We start from the raw sequence: 13,274 nt of genomic DNA, 5'->3' as shown, positions 1-13,274 counted from the left end.
GCCTCAGGCGTTCTCGAGGACGATGCCCTCGATGATGTTCGCCACGTCCTCGCACTTGTCGGTGATGGTCTCGAGCTGCTCGTAGATGGCCTTCAGCTTGATCAGGCGCTTGACGTCGGTCTCGTCGCGGAACAGCTTGGACATGGCCGCGCGCATCACGCGGTCGGCTTCCGACTCGAGTTGGTCGATCTGCTGGGCCGTCTTCAGGATGGTGCTGGCGTTGCCCATGTCCTCGAGCAGGCCGACGGCGATCTTAACCTGGTCGCAGCACTGCACGCAGATCGCGGCGAGGCGGCGGGCCTCGTCGGTCAGGCTGGTGACGTCGTACAGCGAGATGGTCTCGGCCACGTCCTCCATCAGATCGAGGATGTCGTCCATGGTCGTGATCAGATTGTGGATCTCGTCACGGTCCAGCGGCGTGATGAAGGTCTTGTGCAGCAGATCGATGGTGTCGTGCGTGATGCGGTCGGCCTTCTTCTCGGTGGCCTGCACGCGGCGCGCGTGCGCCTCGGCATTGGGCAGGTCGTTCACCAAGGCCTCGAGCTCGCGGGCTGCAGTCGTCGCACACTCGGCGTGCTGGTTGAAGTATTCGAAGAACTTGCCCTCGGTGGGCATGAATCGGCCGAACATGAAATGTTCCTTGTCGTAGCGTCAGGGGCGCTGCTGGGATTGTTGCGGGTGGACGCGAGTCCGGATAAAGCGACAGCCGCCTTGGGGCGGCTGTCATCAAAGCGCAATATTTTACAGGGTTGCCGGCGTCTCGCCGCGGCAATTGGCACAAATCACACACGTCGCGCGGAAACGCGCGCCGGTGCTGTACTCAGGTATCGTTGTCGAAGAAGGCAGGACCGCCGCTGAAGTTGTCGAACTTCGTGAACTGGCCCAGGAAGGTCAGGCGCACCGTGCCGATCGGACCGTTACGCTGCTTGCCGATGATGATTTCGGCCGTGCCCTTGTCCTGCGAATCGGGGTTGTAGACCTCGTCGCGGTAGATGAACAGGATCACGTCGGCATCCTGTTCGATAGCGCCGGATTCGCGCAGGTCGGACATCACCGGGCGCTTGTTCGGCCGCTGTTCCAGGCTGCGGTTGAGCTGGGAAAGCGCGATCACCGGGCAGTTCAGCTCCTTGGCCAGGCCCTTGAGCGAACGCGAGATCTCGGAGATCTCGGTGGCGCGGTTCTCGCCGCCGCCCGAGCCGGACATCAGCTGCAGGTAGTCGATGATGATCAGGCCGAGCTGTCCGCACTGGCGCGCCAGGCGGCGCGAGCGCGCGCGCAGTTCCATCGGGTTCAGCGCCGGCGTCTCGTCGATGAAGAGCTGGGCGTCGTTCATGCGCTGGATGGAATGGGTCAGGCGCGGCCAGTCCTCATCGAGCAGGCGCCCGGTGCGCAGACGGTGCTGGTCGAGGCGGCCGACCGAGCCCAGCATACGCATGGCGAGCTGGGTGCCGGCCATTTCCATCGAGAACACCGCCACCGGCAGGCCCTGCTCCACCGCCACATGCTCGCCGATATTGAGCGAGAAAGCGGTCTTACCCATCGACGGGCGCCCGGCGACGATGATCAGGTCGCCCCCCTGCATGCCGCTGGTCATGCGGTCCAGGTCGATGAAGCCAGTGGGCACGCCAGTCACGTCCGAGGTGGAGTCGCGGTGATAGAGCTCGTCGATGCGCTCGACCACCTGCGTCAGCAGCGGCTGGATCTCCTGGAAGCCCGCCTGTCCGCGCGAGCCCTCCTCGGCGATGGCGAACACCTTGGACTCTGCCTCGTCGAGCAGCTCGCGCACTTCGCGCCCCTTCGGGGCGAAGGCGGCGCTGGAGATATCGTCGGCCACCGTCACCAGCTTGCGCAGCACCGAACGCTCGCGCACGATCTCCGCGTAGCGGCGGATATTGGCGGCGCTCGGCGTGTTCTGCGCCAGCGAGTTCAGGTAGGCCAGCCCGCCCACCTCCTCGGCCTTGCCGGCCACCTGCAGCATCTCGTAGACCGTGATGACGTCGGCGGGCTTGGTCGCGGAGATCAGGCGCGCGATGTTCTGGAAGATCAGCCGGTGGTCGAAGCGGTAGAAGTCCGCCTCCGACAGGAAGTCGGCAATGCGGTCCCAGGCGGCATTGTCCAGCAGCAGGCCGCCGAGCACCGATTGCTCGGCCTCTATGGAGTGCGGCGGAACCTTGAGGTTGTCTAGTTGGGGGTCGGCGACGGGCGCGTTCATGGGTGGGGATTATAACGGCGGCGGACACACGCCCGTCGGAAGAATTCGCCCCCGCGGCGCGCACCGGGACCGGTGCCGCCACGCGGCGGACAAGAAAAAAGGCAGAAGCCGCAGCTTCTGCCTTCTTGCGATCTGGCCTGGCCGGCGCCGCGCCCGCGAAGGCGCCGCCCCGGCATTGGTCGGATCTTAGACCTGCTCGCCCAGCACCGAGACGGTCACGTCGACCACCACGTCGGTGTGCAGCGCAACGCTGACCGGGTGGTCGCCCACCATCTTCAGCGGGCCGTTCGGCAGGCGGACCTGAGCCTTCTCAACCTTGAAGCCTTGCGGAGCCAGCGCTTCAGCGATGTCGGCGTTGGTCACCGAACCGAACAGGCGGCCATCCACACCCGACTTCTGGGAGATCTGGATGGTCAGGCCGTTCAGCTTCTCGCCTTCGGCTTGCGCAGCAGCCAGCTTCTCGGCGGCGGCCTTCTCGAGGTCGGCGCGCTTGGCCTCGAATTCTTCGATGGCGGTTTGCGTAGCGCGGCGGGCCTTCTTGCTCGGGATCAGGAAGTTACGGGCATAACCGTCCTTCACGCGAACGATGTCACCCAGGTTGCCCAGGTTGACGACTTTTTCAAGCAGAATGACTTGCATCGTATATTTCTCCTTTACCTAGGGCCTGAACGATCAGCTCTTGTGCAGGTCGGTGTACGGCATCAGCGCGAGGAAACGCGCACGCTTGATGGCCGTATCGAGCTGACGCTGATAGTGCGCCTTGGTACCGGTCAGACGAGCCGGCGTGATCTTGCCGTTGTCGCCGATGAAGTCCTTCAGGGTGTCCAGATCCTTGTAGTCGATCTGTTCCACGCCAGCCACGGTGAAGCGGCAGAAGCGCTTGCGCTTGAACAGCGGGTTCTGCTGCTGGAAGCGCTTCTTGTTCTTGTTGTCACGTTTGATGAATGCCATGATTCAATCCTTTTCGAATGCTTTACATCCAGTGATGTGAAAGACGAGAGCCTTGCTGTTGCGGTGCCTGCGGGCCAGAAAGCCTTCGCAGTCGAGCAGCGTGCCGAGCGGCATGCGCTCCAGGCGCTGGCCGATCTGGCCGATGCCCATCGCCGCGATGGCGAACTCGACCTGCCGGGGCGTCTGCGCCTCGACCGTCTCGCCCGCGTGCTGCAGCATGCAGTTCACGACAGGCACGCCGGCCGGCGTATAGCGCAGGGCTTCGCGTTCGACTAGGGTCGCGGATAGCCGCAACTGATTCAACGCGCGCCTCCTTGCTGGTCACCACCCTGTCCTGCCACGATCAGCCACGCCGATCCAGCCGGACAGCACACTTGCACCGCACCGCCTATCAGGCGGCCGGGGTCTCGCTGCTTTGTTGCGCGGCCTTGCGGGCTTCTTCGCGCTGCACTTCCTTCATCATCGGCGAGGGAGCGGTCTCGGCCTTCTTGGTCTGGACGATCAGGTGACGCAGCACGGCATCGTTGAACTTGAACGCGTGCTCGAGCTCGGCCAGGGTTTCCTTGCCGCATTCGATGTTCAGGCAAACGTAGTGAGCCTTGGCCAGCTTCTGGATCATGTAGGCCAGTTGACGGCGGCCCCAGTCTTCCACGCGGTGAACCTGGCCGTTCTGCGACGTGACCAGCGTCTTGTAACGCTCGATCATGGCCGGCACTTGTTCGCTCTGGTCCGGATGGACGATAAAGACGATTTCGTAATGACGCATTGACGCTCCTTTTGGGATGAGCCACCCGGGCGTCACGTCCGGTGCGGCAAGGTTGGATAGCCTGCCATTATAGCCGGCCAGCAACAATTGCCGCAAGCACGGTCACGACTGCGCGAACAGCTGCTGCAGGCGCGCCGGCTCGGCGGCAAGCCCCGGCTCGGCGCCGAGCGCGAGCAGCAGCAGCACGCGTGCCTTGTAGGGATTCAGGTCGCCAGCCGAAACGAACAGGCCGGCAGCCGGGTTCGGGTGCGCCGGTATCGACACATGCCCCGCCCCGGTGCGCGAACTGCGCACCACGGCCACCCCGGCGCGCACCGCGTCGGCCAGTGCCTCCGCCAGTGCCTCGTGGATGGAGCCGTTACCGGATGCCGCCACCACCAAGCCATCGATGCCGGCCGTCACCAGCGCGTCCACCACCGCCCGCGAGGGCTCAGCGTAACTTGACACCACCTCGACGCTTGGCCAGCGCGCCGGCAGCACCCACGGCTGCGACACCAGGCGCAGCGGCGCGCGCGTGAAGCACACCAGCTCATCCTGCACGAAGCCCAGTGGCCCACCCGCCGGCGACGCGAAGGCATCGACAGCGGAAGTGTGCGTCTTGACCGCATCGCGCGCCGCATGGATCTGCTGGTTCAGCACGACCAGCACGCCCCTCCCCACCGAACCCGGATGCGCAGCCACCCTGACAGCATCGAGCAGATTAAGGGGACCATCTGCGGACAGCGAGGTAGACGGCCGCATTGCCGCCGTCAGCACCACAGGGATCGCCACGGCACAAGACAAGTGCAACAGCATGGCCGTCTCTTCCAGCGTGTCGGTGCCGTGCGTGATGACGATGCCCGCCACATCCGGCTGGGCCGCCCAGAAGGCTACGCGCGCCTGCAGCGCGGCCCACAGCCCGAAGCTCATGTCCTTGCTGTCGATCTGCGCCACCTGCTCGGCCTCCACGCGCGCCACCAACCGCAGCGCCGGCACCGCATCCACCAGCGCCGACACCGGCACCGTGGCGGCCTGGTAGTGCGCGCTGCTCGCCGCGCTCGCGGAAGAGCCGGCGATGGTGCCGCCGGTGGCGAGCACGATGATGCGAGGGAGCTTGGACATGGATGAGCCCGGGCTGACTGGTCGATCAAGATGCCGATTGTAACCGCCCGCCGCGCGCCGGCCAGTTGTCCAAGGCGGCAGCCCGGGGCGAGCCGCGCATCCGGGCATGCTGCGCAAATACCACTTGCACTTCGTCACATACTGTATAAAATCACAGCATACTGTTTAAACATACAGTACCCCTGACACAGCGACCGACGATCCCATGGCGACCCTGACCCCGCGGCAACAACAGATCTTCGACCTGATCCGCAATACCATCCGGCACACGGGCTTTCCGCCCACGCGTGCCGAAATTGCGGCCGAGTTCGGCTTCTCCTCGCCGAACGCCGCCGAGGAGCACCTGCGGGCGCTGGCGCGCAAGGGCGTGATCGAGTTGACCCCCGGAGCCTCGCGCGGCATCCGGCTCAAGGTTTCGCGCAGCGACTCCGAACCGCCTGACCAGTTCTCGCTGCCGATGGCCGGCGTGATGCAACTGACATTGCCGCTGGTCGGCCGGGTGGCCGCCGGCAGCCCCATCCTTGCTGCCGAACACATCGACCGCCAATACCAGGTCGACGCCTCGGTCTTCGAGGAGCAGCCCGACTACCTGCTGCGCGTGCGCGGTCTCAGCATGCGCGACGCCGGCATCCTCGACGGCGACCTGCTCGCAGTCAAGCGCGCCAGCGAGGCCAGCAACGGCAAGATCGTGGTGGCGCGACTGGGCGAGGATGTCACGGTCAAGCGCTTCAAGCGACGGGGCGACACCATCGAACTGATCGCCGAGAACCCGGATTACCCGAGCATCGTCGTCAAGCCTGGACAGGAAGAGTTCTCGCTGGAAGGCATTGCCGTGGGGCTGATCCGCCCGGCCGGCTTCTAGCCAACCGCTTCCTTTCGCCGCCGCCAGGTCTGCAGCACGGCGGCACTTGCCTCACCGTTCCGACGGCGCCCGCCAAGCCGGCGCCATCCCTCGACTATTGTCAATCGATAGGTGCAAGCATGCCGCAAGCCAATCAGGTCTCCACCCGCCGCCCCGTCAAGCCAGTCCCCTTTCGTCAGTGCAAAGGCGTGCGCATCTATCAAGGCGCGCAGCGCCGGACCATGGTCGGCAGCATGGCCGCGATCTGTCGCATGCTGGAATTATCAGAACCGGGCAAACTGCCCGCTTGAACGCAGGCCACTGGCGACAAACATGCCGGCGCGCGCCGCGTGACGGCCAGTTTCTGCGTCGCAGCGCTGCGACCGGGCGAGCCGTTGAAAGACCTGCTGAGCCCCACGGATACCCTGCCCTGTGCCGCCAAGCGCGAGGGCAGGAACTGCGTGACCTGGGTAAGCGTCAAGCGGGACCTGCCGCAATACCAGATCAAGCAGCGGCTGCACGTGACCTGACGCGCCTCTTCCCTCGGCACTGGCGCGCCGGGCCACCGCCAGGACGGCAAATCTCAGCCGCCAGCCTCATGTTCACCGGCCAGCCGCCCATGCGCAGCGCCCCAAGACTCCGGATGGTCGAGCGGCGCAGCATGGCCGTTCCCCTCGATCGCGCCCTCGACGGCATGCTTGGCGGCTAAGCGGGCCTGCACAGCTTCCATGATCGCGCACACGGCGGGCTCCGTGCCCGCCGGCGCGGCTACGCCGGTGGCGGCCTTGGCTTTCGCGCCAAGCGGGTAGAAGACGAACGCCGCGCCGGCCGGCACGCCGGCCTCCTTCGCGAGTCGTCGGTTGAGCTTGCGCAGGTATTGCTTCTTCGTGATCGTGATCTTCGCCATTGGCATCTCCTTGTTTTCCGGGAATGCTAGCACGGCGGCGAGGTCGGCCCCGCCGGCCGGGGGAATGGGCCTCATCCGAGGGACGCCACGCGTGGGCTGCGGCTTTCGCGCGACTCGCCACAACGAGCCCAACGTGGGCTGGCGCTTCGCACTGGACAACATATACCCCGGCGCCAGAATCGATCTGGGCGACGAGGGGGACAGAATGGATGGTCGACGACCCCTGGCGGGGGATTCGAATGCGCTGCAATCACGCCCACACATGACTGGCAGGCGCATGCAGGCATGATCTTGTGGTGCTCGGCTGGCCGGCATCCCACCCGACCTTCTCATCTGAAGCGGAAGGCGTTGAGCTACTGGCCGCAAGCTTTAAGAACCGGCGCGAAGGACTGTGTGATCGGCTACGTCAACTCAGTACTGATCATGCCGATCACCGCGATCATGATCCCCGCCATAGTCTCGGTGATCACCCCGGTCGCGATCCCCATGATCCCCGTGATCCCCGCGGTCCCTATCGTAGTAAGCATGATCGCCATGATGCTCGTCCCCATAGGGGGCTACGACGCAACCGCTCAAGAACGCGGCGGAGGCAGCAAGCATCACAAGAATGAACTTCATAGATCTCTCCGTCTCGCCAATGGCCTGTTTCCAGCATACGCACTGGCTTGTACGCCGGGTGTAAGCAATCGTTTCGCAGAAGAGAGAAGAGAGGTGCGCGCCGACCATGCGACGACGCACAAATCCAAGCAAGGAAGCCCGCCGGATCTACATGCGAATCTGGTCGTGACGGCGCGTGTCTACGACCAGGGCAAGGTCGTTAAGCGGAAGGTCTCTGAGGAGAGTATTCCCACCGTGGGAGTATGGTGGGGCTCGGGCACCGCATGGATGCCCAGAAAGCAAAACAGCCACTTTCTCAAGTGGCTGCTCTACAAGGCAATTCTGTGGGGTGGCTGATGGGACTCGAACCCACGACGACAGGAATCACAATCCTGGACTCTACCAACTGAGCTACAGCCACCGTCGACCGCCGATCTGTTTTACTGCGCGATCAGCGAAAACCAAGATTATACGGAGAAGTTTCCGTCATGGCTAGTACTCACCACAAAAAATTTCACCTGCCACGACGAGCGCTCAAACGGGCTGCGCACGGAGCCGCGCAAAGCAGCTCAACGCCGGCTCAGATCCCACTTCGACTCCAGCAGGACGGCCTCCTTGATGGCTGCCACGGTGTCGGCCTCGCTGTCGAACAAGCCCAGCAACCGGCGCGACCTGCCATTCAGCACGTCGGCCTGCAAGGCCTTGCAGGCTTCGCTGTCCGTGCCGACGCGCCAGCAATAGCGCGCCGTCCACTTCCCATCCTGCAGACACTCCGCCACCCACACGACGCGGAAGCCTTCGAATTCCACGCCAAACGGTTCTTCCACTGCACTGCCCTCCTAGATCGCTCCCCCGGGGTACGGCGCGCCTGCCATCGGCCGCGCTCTGTCCACTGTCGATCGCTGCTGCGAACGGGAACCAATCATGGCATGCGCATGACTGATCCCTATTCCTGCATCGATCGATATCGTCCCAGTCCTATGCTTGCCCTGACACGCTTCGCCGCCGCCCTGCTGATCGCCGGCCTTGCCGGCTGCGCCACCGGCGCCGGGAATCCATCCAGCTCCAGCATCACGACCTACGGCACCGTCGACATCGGGGTCAGCCACACACGCTGACTGGCTCCAGCGGCCTCCATTGTCGCCGCAACTGTGAGCATCATAGCCGCAGCAGCGATATCGGGAGCCGCGCGGAACTATTGAGGCGATAGGCAGACTAACGCTACTGCGATTGCTACCGGACATGCCGCAAACGGCATAAAAAAAGAGCCCGCAGTCTGCGGACTCCCTTAAGCGATCTCATTGCCCGAAGGCCTTTGTAATGTAGCTGCAATCGGCCGAATGCACCATCGGGGTAAACGGAAGACCGGGCCAGACGGCCACTGCAATACGCACAAAAAAAACAGCCCGCACGAAGCGGGCTGAATAATCAGTTGAAGAAAGCCCTGTATTCGAGGGCAAGCTCAGTGTATGGAGTCCGCCCCCGCTTGGCATTTAGGGGAATCCCTTTGCCGGTGCGGCCCGCCTGGCAGGTGACCGACCAATGTGTCGTAAGGTCAACGTCCCTTCAGATCGGCACGAAAAGCGAGTTCGGAGTTAGAGCCTTTCCTCTAATCCCCCGACCCGCGCTTCAGGCTGGCTCCACGAGCAGCACGGGTTCGGCACGCAGGTGGCTGCGCGCTTCCTCGAAGAGCGCAGCCACCTCGCGGCGCGTGCGCGCCGCCGCCATGCGGCGCGCATCCGACAAGACGCGGCGCCAGCCGCGTCCACCGTGAATGCCCCGATGCAGCCCCAGCATATGGCGTGTCACTGAGCCCATATAGCCGCCCTGTTCAACGTAGCGGCCGATGTACTCCTGCATCGCGAGTTCCACGTCCAGGCGCGACACCGAGCGGGCGTCCGAACCATAGAAACGCGCATCGACCTCGGCAAGCAGGTAAGGCTGGTGATAGGCCTCGCGACCGATCATCACGCCATCGACATGCGCAAGATGCTCGGCCATTTCCTCGTACCGCATGATGCCGCCGTTGATCAGGATCTCCAGCTGCGGGAACTCCTGCTTCAACTGGTAGGCCACCTCGTAGCGCAACGGCGGGATCTCGCGATTTTCCTTGGGGCTGAGTCCCTTCAGGATGGCATTGCGAGCATGCACGATAAACGTATCGCAGCCGGCCTGCGCAACCGTCCCGACGAAGTCACGCACGAAATCATAGTGCTCGATGGTGTCGATGCCGATCCGATGCTTCACGGTCACCGGCACCGAGACTGCGTCGCGCATCGCCTTGACGCAATCGGCCACGAGTTCGGGTTCCGCCATCAGGCAGGCACCGAAGGCCCCGCGCTGCACCCGCTCGGAAGGGCAGCCGCAGTTCAGGTTGATCTCCGCATAGCCCCACTGCTCGCCCAAGCGTGCGGCCTGCGCCAGGTCCGCCGGCTCGCTGCCGCCCAACTGCAGTGCCACCGGCTGCTCCACGGCATCGAAGTCGAGATGGCGCGCCACATCGCCGTGCAGCAGCGCACCCGTGGTCACCATCTCTGTGTACAGCCAGGTGTGGCGGCTCAATTGCCGGTGAAACATGCGGCAATGGCGATCGGTCCAATCCATCATCGGTGCGACCGCGACGCGGCGGGGTGTGAATTTCATTGGAAAACAGCTTCAATACTGGGTTTCGCGGGCGTCGCGATTCTGCTTGCTTCGCTCTCGTCCGGGCCGGTGCCGGCCCGTGTGCCGGCGCGCGGCTGCCTTGTTGCACCGAGAGGCCGTGCTGCCCGAGGATCGGTGACGGCCCGCTGCAACGCGGATGCAAGGCCGTGAGTATAGGCGACATAGCCATCGCTCGCTGGAAGCCCGGCGGCAAAGTGCGCAAGGGAAGCGACCGATACTGGTATTTTATTTCGGGCGATCACCACGGGAGAAGCGTCCGGCGCAATCCAATCAAAGTCGCTCAATATCCATTGATGGCCCTTCCCTCGGGATACCCGCTCGGCCTTTCTCCGGCTCGAGGTGATCAGATCGCCGCCAACCAGAAACGCACCCGGGCTCGCCGAATATACCGAATGCGCAAAACACCAATGGCGCGGCGAAATACAGTGCCCCGATTCCTAGTCTGAATGGACTATTCAGAATTCATCTACCACCGCCTAGACTAAGGCGCAATGTGTTGACCGTCATACAAGGACGTGGAACAGCGCACAGAAAATACAGGCCAAAAGGCCGGGAGGGGGGCGACGATGCCGGATGCACCGGCCGCAGGAAAGACATCCGACGTACAAGGATGAAGGGAAGACGGGCCCGCACCAGGCGTGCCTACGTTTGGACCGGGCACTGCAAACTGCTTAGACGTGTTGCGCTGCCACGACGCCCATCGCGATTGTGCTGTGGCCTTGCCGGTTGTGGCAGATACTGGATCCGGGTCGTTCGCGAAGCGCCCGTCTTTGAGCCCCTGGCCTGTCACGCAGGGGCTTTTTCATTGGTTTCGAAATGGCGCCGGCATCATCCGGGCAGAGCGACCCCGCTGCGTCACGCTGACCATGCGCCGCTTGCGCACTGCGAAATCCCGTCGCCGCCGCGCTTTCTTTCTCCGGGGGGAAAAAAAGCGGCGGGGCGTGTCTTCGGACACCGGGACGCGATACGCACGCACTCCTTGCACCATGCAAGTTCGCCCGCTCTCACCCCACTCCAGTGTGATGCCGGCGCTATCCAGGTTGCGTGCATACTCACGACACACCGTGCCAAAGAGCCGGCTCGAACATAAATGAGGATTGGGGGTCAATCTATATGGACGCTGCGCTAACGCTGGGTGGGTATGTCTTTATTTGCCTGATGATCCTAGTCGTCGCGGCACGCTGGCTGATCAAGCACGATCCAGCCATGCGGGATGACGCGCCCTTGAGCCAGGACAGGTGCTCCTCGCCGGATGCCGGCTGGCATCCGGAAGAGTAAGCCAGCCGGCGGGCACGATCCGCCGGCAAGGCAGGACAGGCCTCAAGCCCGCGCCGGCGCGCTTCGAACTGGCTGTTCCCTGCCCTCCGCATCATGCGGGCCTCAACGCGGCGCGTTGCGCTCGAGCCAGGTGGCGTACGTCGTCATGTATTTCTGCAGGAACCCACGGGTGGATTCATTGGCGATGCCGCCCTGCTCGTCGAAGAGCTTGTCTGCCCCGCCCAGGTAGGCTTCCGGCTGCTGCAGCACCGGCACGTTCAGGAAGACCAGCGACTGGCGCAGATGATGGTTGGCACCGAATCCGCCGATCGCGCCCGGCGAGGCACTGACCACGCCGCCCGGCTTGCCGTCCCAGGCGCTCTGGCCATAGGGCCGTGAACCGACATCGATGGCGTTCTTCAGGACGCCGGGCACCGAGCGGTTGTATTCCGGCGTGACGAAGAGCACGCCATCGGCGCGGCGGATGCGGTCGCGGAAAGCCGTCCAGGCTGCGGGAGGGTCGGCGTCGGCGTCCTGGTTGTACAGCGGCAGCTGGCCGATCTCGATGATCTCCAGCTTCAGGCTGGCCGGCGCCAGCGCGGCCAGCGCGTGCGCCAGCTTCCGGTTCAGGGAGTCCTTGCGCAGGCTGCCCACCAGCACGGCGACATCACGGGGATTGCTCATTGGGGTTCCTTTGACGAAGTAATCCGTATCCGGCCAGCCCGCCCTGCGGCATCGGCCGGGGCCGGCGCGCAGACCTCCGCGCCAAGCGGCACTCTACCCCATCTGCCTGCGCCCCGCCCCTGCCGCTCAGGCTGCGCGCAGCCCTGCGAGCGGATGCTCGCCTGGGCCCCAGGGGCTGTCGAAGAAGGACAGCACCCGCTCGCGGCGCACCTCGTCGAGACGCGCCGGATGCCATTTCGGCTGGTGGTCCTTGTCGACCGCCAGCGCACGGATCCCTTCGATGCCATCGCCGCCGCGGAACACGTAGTGCATCATGTCGAGCTCCATGCGCAGTTCGTCTTCCAGCGTCATCGTGCGCGCCCGGCGGATCTGCTCCAGCGTCACGCACAGCATCAGCGGCGAGCGCGTGCGCAGCGCCGCGGCCGTCTGCGCGGCCCAGTCGCCGGCAGCATCGCTGACTGCGGCAAGAATGGCCTCGACGGTCGGCTCGGCGAAGAATGCGTCGATCGCCTCGCGCTGGCGCGCCAGCATGCCTTGCTGGGGCGCGACGGCGTCGCGATGCGGCGCGGCTGCGGCATCGATATGGGCGAGCACCTCGTCGCCGCTGGCAAAGCTGCGCTGGCGCAGCGAGGCCAGCAGTTCCGCCACCGCATTGCTGGGCAGGTAGCAGTCAGCCAGCCCGGCGTACAGTGCATCGGCCGCTCCCAGCAAGGTGCCGGTCAGGCCGAGGTATTCGCCGAAACGGCCCGGCGTGCGCGCCAGGAACCAGCCACCACCCACATCGGGGAACAGGCCGATATTCGTTTCCGGCATCGCCATCTTGGTGCGCTCGGTCACGATGCGCCGGCGGGCGCCCTGCGAGATCCCCATGCCGCCGCCCATCACCACGCCGTCCATCAGCGCGATATAGGGCTTGGCGTAGCGGTGGATCTGGTGATTGAGGGCGTATTCCTCGGCGAAGAAGCGGTCGAGCAGCGGATCCTCAGCCAGCGCCGCCTGATGGAAGAAGCGGATGTCGCCGCCGGCGCAGAAGGCCTTGCCGCCGGCACCCGCCACCACCACCGCCGCCACTTCGGGCGCATCGGCCCACTGCGTGAGCGCCTGCGTGATTGCGCGGATCATGTCCAGCGAAAGCGCGTTGAGCGCCTGCGGCCGGCTCAGCGTCAGATAGCCGATGCCGCCGTGGACTTCGGTCGTGATGAAGTCGGTCATGTCTGTCCTCCAAGTGCAGGCCGCGATTCTACGCCAGCCGCACTCCGATATCACCGCGTCACACAGCGGGGAATAGCGCCGC

At 64.6% G+C, this 13,274-nt stretch carries 18 protein-coding genes and 1 tRNA gene; 6 read left to right on the top strand and 13 right to left on the bottom strand.

The window, feature by feature from the left end:
* Positions 1 to 3: 3 nt before the first annotated feature.
* From AC1Z3O_RS05455 to AC1Z3O_RS05425, 7 genes are all read right to left on the bottom strand, one after another.
* On the bottom strand, positions 4 to 630 hold the full coding sequence (locus AC1Z3O_RS05455) for a DUF47 domain-containing protein (RefSeq protein WP_483514145.1): 627 nt from the start codon (positions 628 to 630) through the stop codon (positions 4 to 6).
* A gap of 190 nt (positions 631 to 820) precedes the next feature.
* Positions 821 to 2,212 carry a replicative DNA helicase gene (locus AC1Z3O_RS05450; RefSeq protein ID WP_483514143.1) on the bottom strand — a complete coding sequence of 464 codons (1,392 nt, stop codon included), beginning with the start codon at positions 2,210 to 2,212 and terminating at the stop codon, positions 821 to 823.
* A 186-nt stretch (positions 2,213 to 2,398) separates the two neighbouring features.
* A complete protein-coding gene (gene rplI / locus AC1Z3O_RS05445; RefSeq protein WP_483514141.1) occupies positions 2,399 to 2,851 on the bottom strand; it encodes a 50S ribosomal protein L9 in 453 nt (150 codons plus the stop codon).
* A 33-nt stretch (positions 2,852 to 2,884) separates the two neighbouring features.
* A complete protein-coding gene (gene rpsR, locus AC1Z3O_RS05440) occupies positions 2,885 to 3,163 on the bottom strand; it encodes a 30S ribosomal protein S18 (protein WP_483514140.1) in 279 nt (92 codons plus the stop codon).
* A gap of 3 nt (positions 3,164 to 3,166) precedes the next feature.
* Positions 3,167 to 3,466 (bottom strand): primosomal replication protein N, encoded by a 300-nt coding sequence (gene priB / locus AC1Z3O_RS05435; protein ID WP_483514139.1) that lies wholly within the window; start codon positions 3,464 to 3,466, stop codon positions 3,167 to 3,169.
* Positions 3,467 to 3,554: 88 nt separating this feature from the next.
* Entirely contained in the window at positions 3,555 to 3,929 is a 375-nt protein-coding gene (gene rpsF, locus AC1Z3O_RS05430; protein WP_483514138.1) for a 30S ribosomal protein S6, read from the bottom strand.
* A 102-nt stretch (positions 3,930 to 4,031) separates the two neighbouring features.
* Entirely contained in the window at positions 4,032 to 5,030 is a 999-nt protein-coding gene (locus AC1Z3O_RS05425) for an asparaginase (protein WP_483514137.1), read from the bottom strand.
* A gap of 205 nt (positions 5,031 to 5,235) precedes the next feature.
* On the opposite strand from AC1Z3O_RS05425, the gene lexA reads away from it, so the two are divergent.
* The 3 genes from lexA to AC1Z3O_RS05410 all read left to right on the top strand — a co-directional run bounded on the left by lexA (position 5,236) and on the right by AC1Z3O_RS05410 (position 6,401).
* Positions 5,236 to 5,892, top strand: a complete 657-nt coding sequence (gene lexA / locus AC1Z3O_RS05420; protein ID WP_483514136.1) for a transcriptional repressor LexA — start codon at positions 5,236 to 5,238, stop codon at positions 5,890 to 5,892.
* A 119-nt stretch (positions 5,893 to 6,011) separates the two neighbouring features.
* A complete protein-coding gene (locus AC1Z3O_RS05415; RefSeq protein WP_483514135.1) occupies positions 6,012 to 6,182 on the top strand; it encodes a hypothetical protein in 171 nt (56 codons plus the stop codon).
* Positions 6,183 to 6,266: 84 nt separating this feature from the next.
* Entirely contained in the window at positions 6,267 to 6,401 is a 135-nt protein-coding gene (locus AC1Z3O_RS05410) for a hypothetical protein (RefSeq protein ID WP_483514134.1), read from the top strand.
* 53 nt (positions 6,402 to 6,454) lie between these two features.
* On the opposite strand, the gene AC1Z3O_RS05405 is transcribed toward AC1Z3O_RS05410, so the two are convergent.
* Positions 6,455 to 6,778 (bottom strand): hypothetical protein, encoded by a 324-nt coding sequence (locus AC1Z3O_RS05405; protein ID WP_483514132.1) that lies wholly within the window; start codon positions 6,776 to 6,778, stop codon positions 6,455 to 6,457.
* Positions 6,779 to 7,171: 393 nt separating this feature from the next.
* Here AC1Z3O_RS05405 and AC1Z3O_RS05400 point away from each other — a divergent pair, with 393 nt between their 5' ends.
* Positions 7,172 to 7,732, top strand: coding sequence for a hypothetical protein (locus tag AC1Z3O_RS05400; RefSeq protein WP_483514131.1), 561 nt, complete (start codon positions 7,172 to 7,174; stop codon positions 7,730 to 7,732).
* On the opposite strand, the gene AC1Z3O_RS05395 is transcribed toward AC1Z3O_RS05400, so the two are convergent.
* Together AC1Z3O_RS05395 and AC1Z3O_RS05390 are read right to left on the bottom strand one after the other, a co-directional pair.
* Positions 7,721 to 7,796 (bottom strand) — tRNA-His (locus AC1Z3O_RS05395). The genes AC1Z3O_RS05400 and AC1Z3O_RS05395 overlap by 12 nt on opposite strands.
* 148 nt (positions 7,797 to 7,944) lie before the next feature.
* Positions 7,945 to 8,202 carry a hypothetical protein gene (locus AC1Z3O_RS05390; protein ID WP_483514129.1) on the bottom strand — a complete coding sequence of 86 codons (258 nt, stop codon included), beginning with the start codon at positions 8,200 to 8,202 and terminating at the stop codon, positions 7,945 to 7,947.
* Between the two features lie 108 nt (positions 8,203 to 8,310).
* Between AC1Z3O_RS05390 and AC1Z3O_RS05385 the strand changes: the two genes are divergently transcribed.
* Positions 8,311 to 8,493: a hypothetical protein gene (locus tag AC1Z3O_RS05385; protein ID WP_483514128.1), complete on the top strand. Its 183-nt coding sequence runs from the start codon at positions 8,311 to 8,313 to the stop codon at positions 8,491 to 8,493.
* Positions 8,494 to 9,004: 511 nt separating this feature from the next.
* Here the strand turns inward: AC1Z3O_RS05385 and dusA are convergent.
* A complete protein-coding gene (gene dusA / locus AC1Z3O_RS05380; protein WP_483514126.1) occupies positions 9,005 to 10,018 on the bottom strand; it encodes a tRNA dihydrouridine(20/20a) synthase DusA in 1,014 nt (337 codons plus the stop codon).
* Between the two features lie 1,134 nt (positions 10,019 to 11,152).
* Here dusA and AC1Z3O_RS05375 point away from each other — a divergent pair.
* The gene (locus AC1Z3O_RS05375; protein ID WP_483514124.1) at positions 11,153 to 11,317 is read left to right on the top strand and encodes a hypothetical protein; all 165 of its coding nucleotides are present in this window, start codon (positions 11,153 to 11,155) and stop codon (positions 11,315 to 11,317) included.
* A 102-nt stretch (positions 11,318 to 11,419) separates the two neighbouring features.
* On the opposite strand, the gene AC1Z3O_RS05370 is transcribed toward AC1Z3O_RS05375, so the two are convergent.
* The gene (locus AC1Z3O_RS05370) at positions 11,420 to 11,980 is read right to left on the bottom strand and encodes an NADPH-dependent FMN reductase (protein WP_483514122.1); all 561 of its coding nucleotides are present in this window, start codon (positions 11,978 to 11,980) and stop codon (positions 11,420 to 11,422) included.
* A gap of 126 nt (positions 11,981 to 12,106) precedes the next feature.
* Complete coding sequence (locus tag AC1Z3O_RS05365) at positions 12,107 to 13,192, bottom strand: enoyl-CoA hydratase/isomerase family protein (RefSeq protein ID WP_483514118.1); 1,086 nt, start codon at positions 13,190 to 13,192, stop codon at positions 12,107 to 12,109.
* Positions 13,193 to 13,274: the final 82 nt, after the last annotated feature.

It is taken from the genome of Cupriavidus sp. 09_S30, from assembly GCF_056930435.1.
The sequence above is the reverse complement of the archived record's forward strand: the minus strand, read 5'-3'. Positions and strand labels throughout refer to the sequence as shown.

Excerpts from the sequence above, each read along its gene's own strand:
- rpsR (WP_483514140.1), bottom strand. The coding sequence starts at position 3,163 with ATGGCATTCATCAAACGTGACAACAAGAACAAGAAGCGCTTCCAGCAG.
- AC1Z3O_RS05375 (WP_483514124.1), top strand. The coding sequence starts at position 11,153 with ATGGACGCTGCGCTAACGCTGGGTGGGTATGTCTTTATTTGCCTGATG.
- AC1Z3O_RS05385 (WP_483514128.1), top strand. The coding sequence starts at position 8,311 with ATGACTGATCCCTATTCCTGCATCGATCGATATCGTCCCAGTCCTATG.
- AC1Z3O_RS05425 (WP_483514137.1), bottom strand. The coding sequence starts at position 5,030 with ATGTCCAAGCTCCCTCGCATCATCGTGCTCGCCACCGGCGGCACCATC.
- AC1Z3O_RS05370 (WP_483514122.1), bottom strand. The coding sequence starts at position 11,980 with ATGAGCAATCCCCGTGATGTCGCCGTGCTGGTGGGCAGCCTGCGCAAG.
- AC1Z3O_RS05450 (WP_483514143.1), bottom strand. The coding sequence starts at position 2,212 with ATGAACGCGCCCGTCGCCGACCCCCAACTAGACAACCTCAAGGTTCCG.
- lexA (WP_483514136.1), top strand. The coding sequence starts at position 5,236 with ATGGCGACCCTGACCCCGCGGCAACAACAGATCTTCGACCTGATCCGC.
- dusA (WP_483514126.1), bottom strand. The coding sequence starts at position 10,018 with ATGAAATTCACACCCCGCCGCGTCGCGGTCGCACCGATGATGGATTGG.
- rplI (WP_483514141.1), bottom strand. The coding sequence starts at position 2,851 with ATGCAAGTCATTCTGCTTGAAAAAGTCGTCAACCTGGGCAACCTGGGT.
- rpsF (WP_483514138.1), bottom strand. The coding sequence starts at position 3,929 with ATGCGTCATTACGAAATCGTCTTTATCGTCCATCCGGACCAGAGCGAA.
- AC1Z3O_RS05405 (WP_483514132.1), bottom strand. The coding sequence starts at position 6,778 with ATGGCGAAGATCACGATCACGAAGAAGCAATACCTGCGCAAGCTCAAC.
- AC1Z3O_RS05365 (WP_483514118.1), bottom strand. The coding sequence starts at position 13,192 with ATGACCGACTTCATCACGACCGAAGTCCACGGCGGCATCGGCTATCTG.
- AC1Z3O_RS05415 (WP_483514135.1), top strand. The coding sequence starts at position 6,012 with ATGCCGCAAGCCAATCAGGTCTCCACCCGCCGCCCCGTCAAGCCAGTC.
- AC1Z3O_RS05455 (WP_483514145.1), bottom strand. The coding sequence starts at position 630 with ATGTTCGGCCGATTCATGCCCACCGAGGGCAAGTTCTTCGAATACTTC.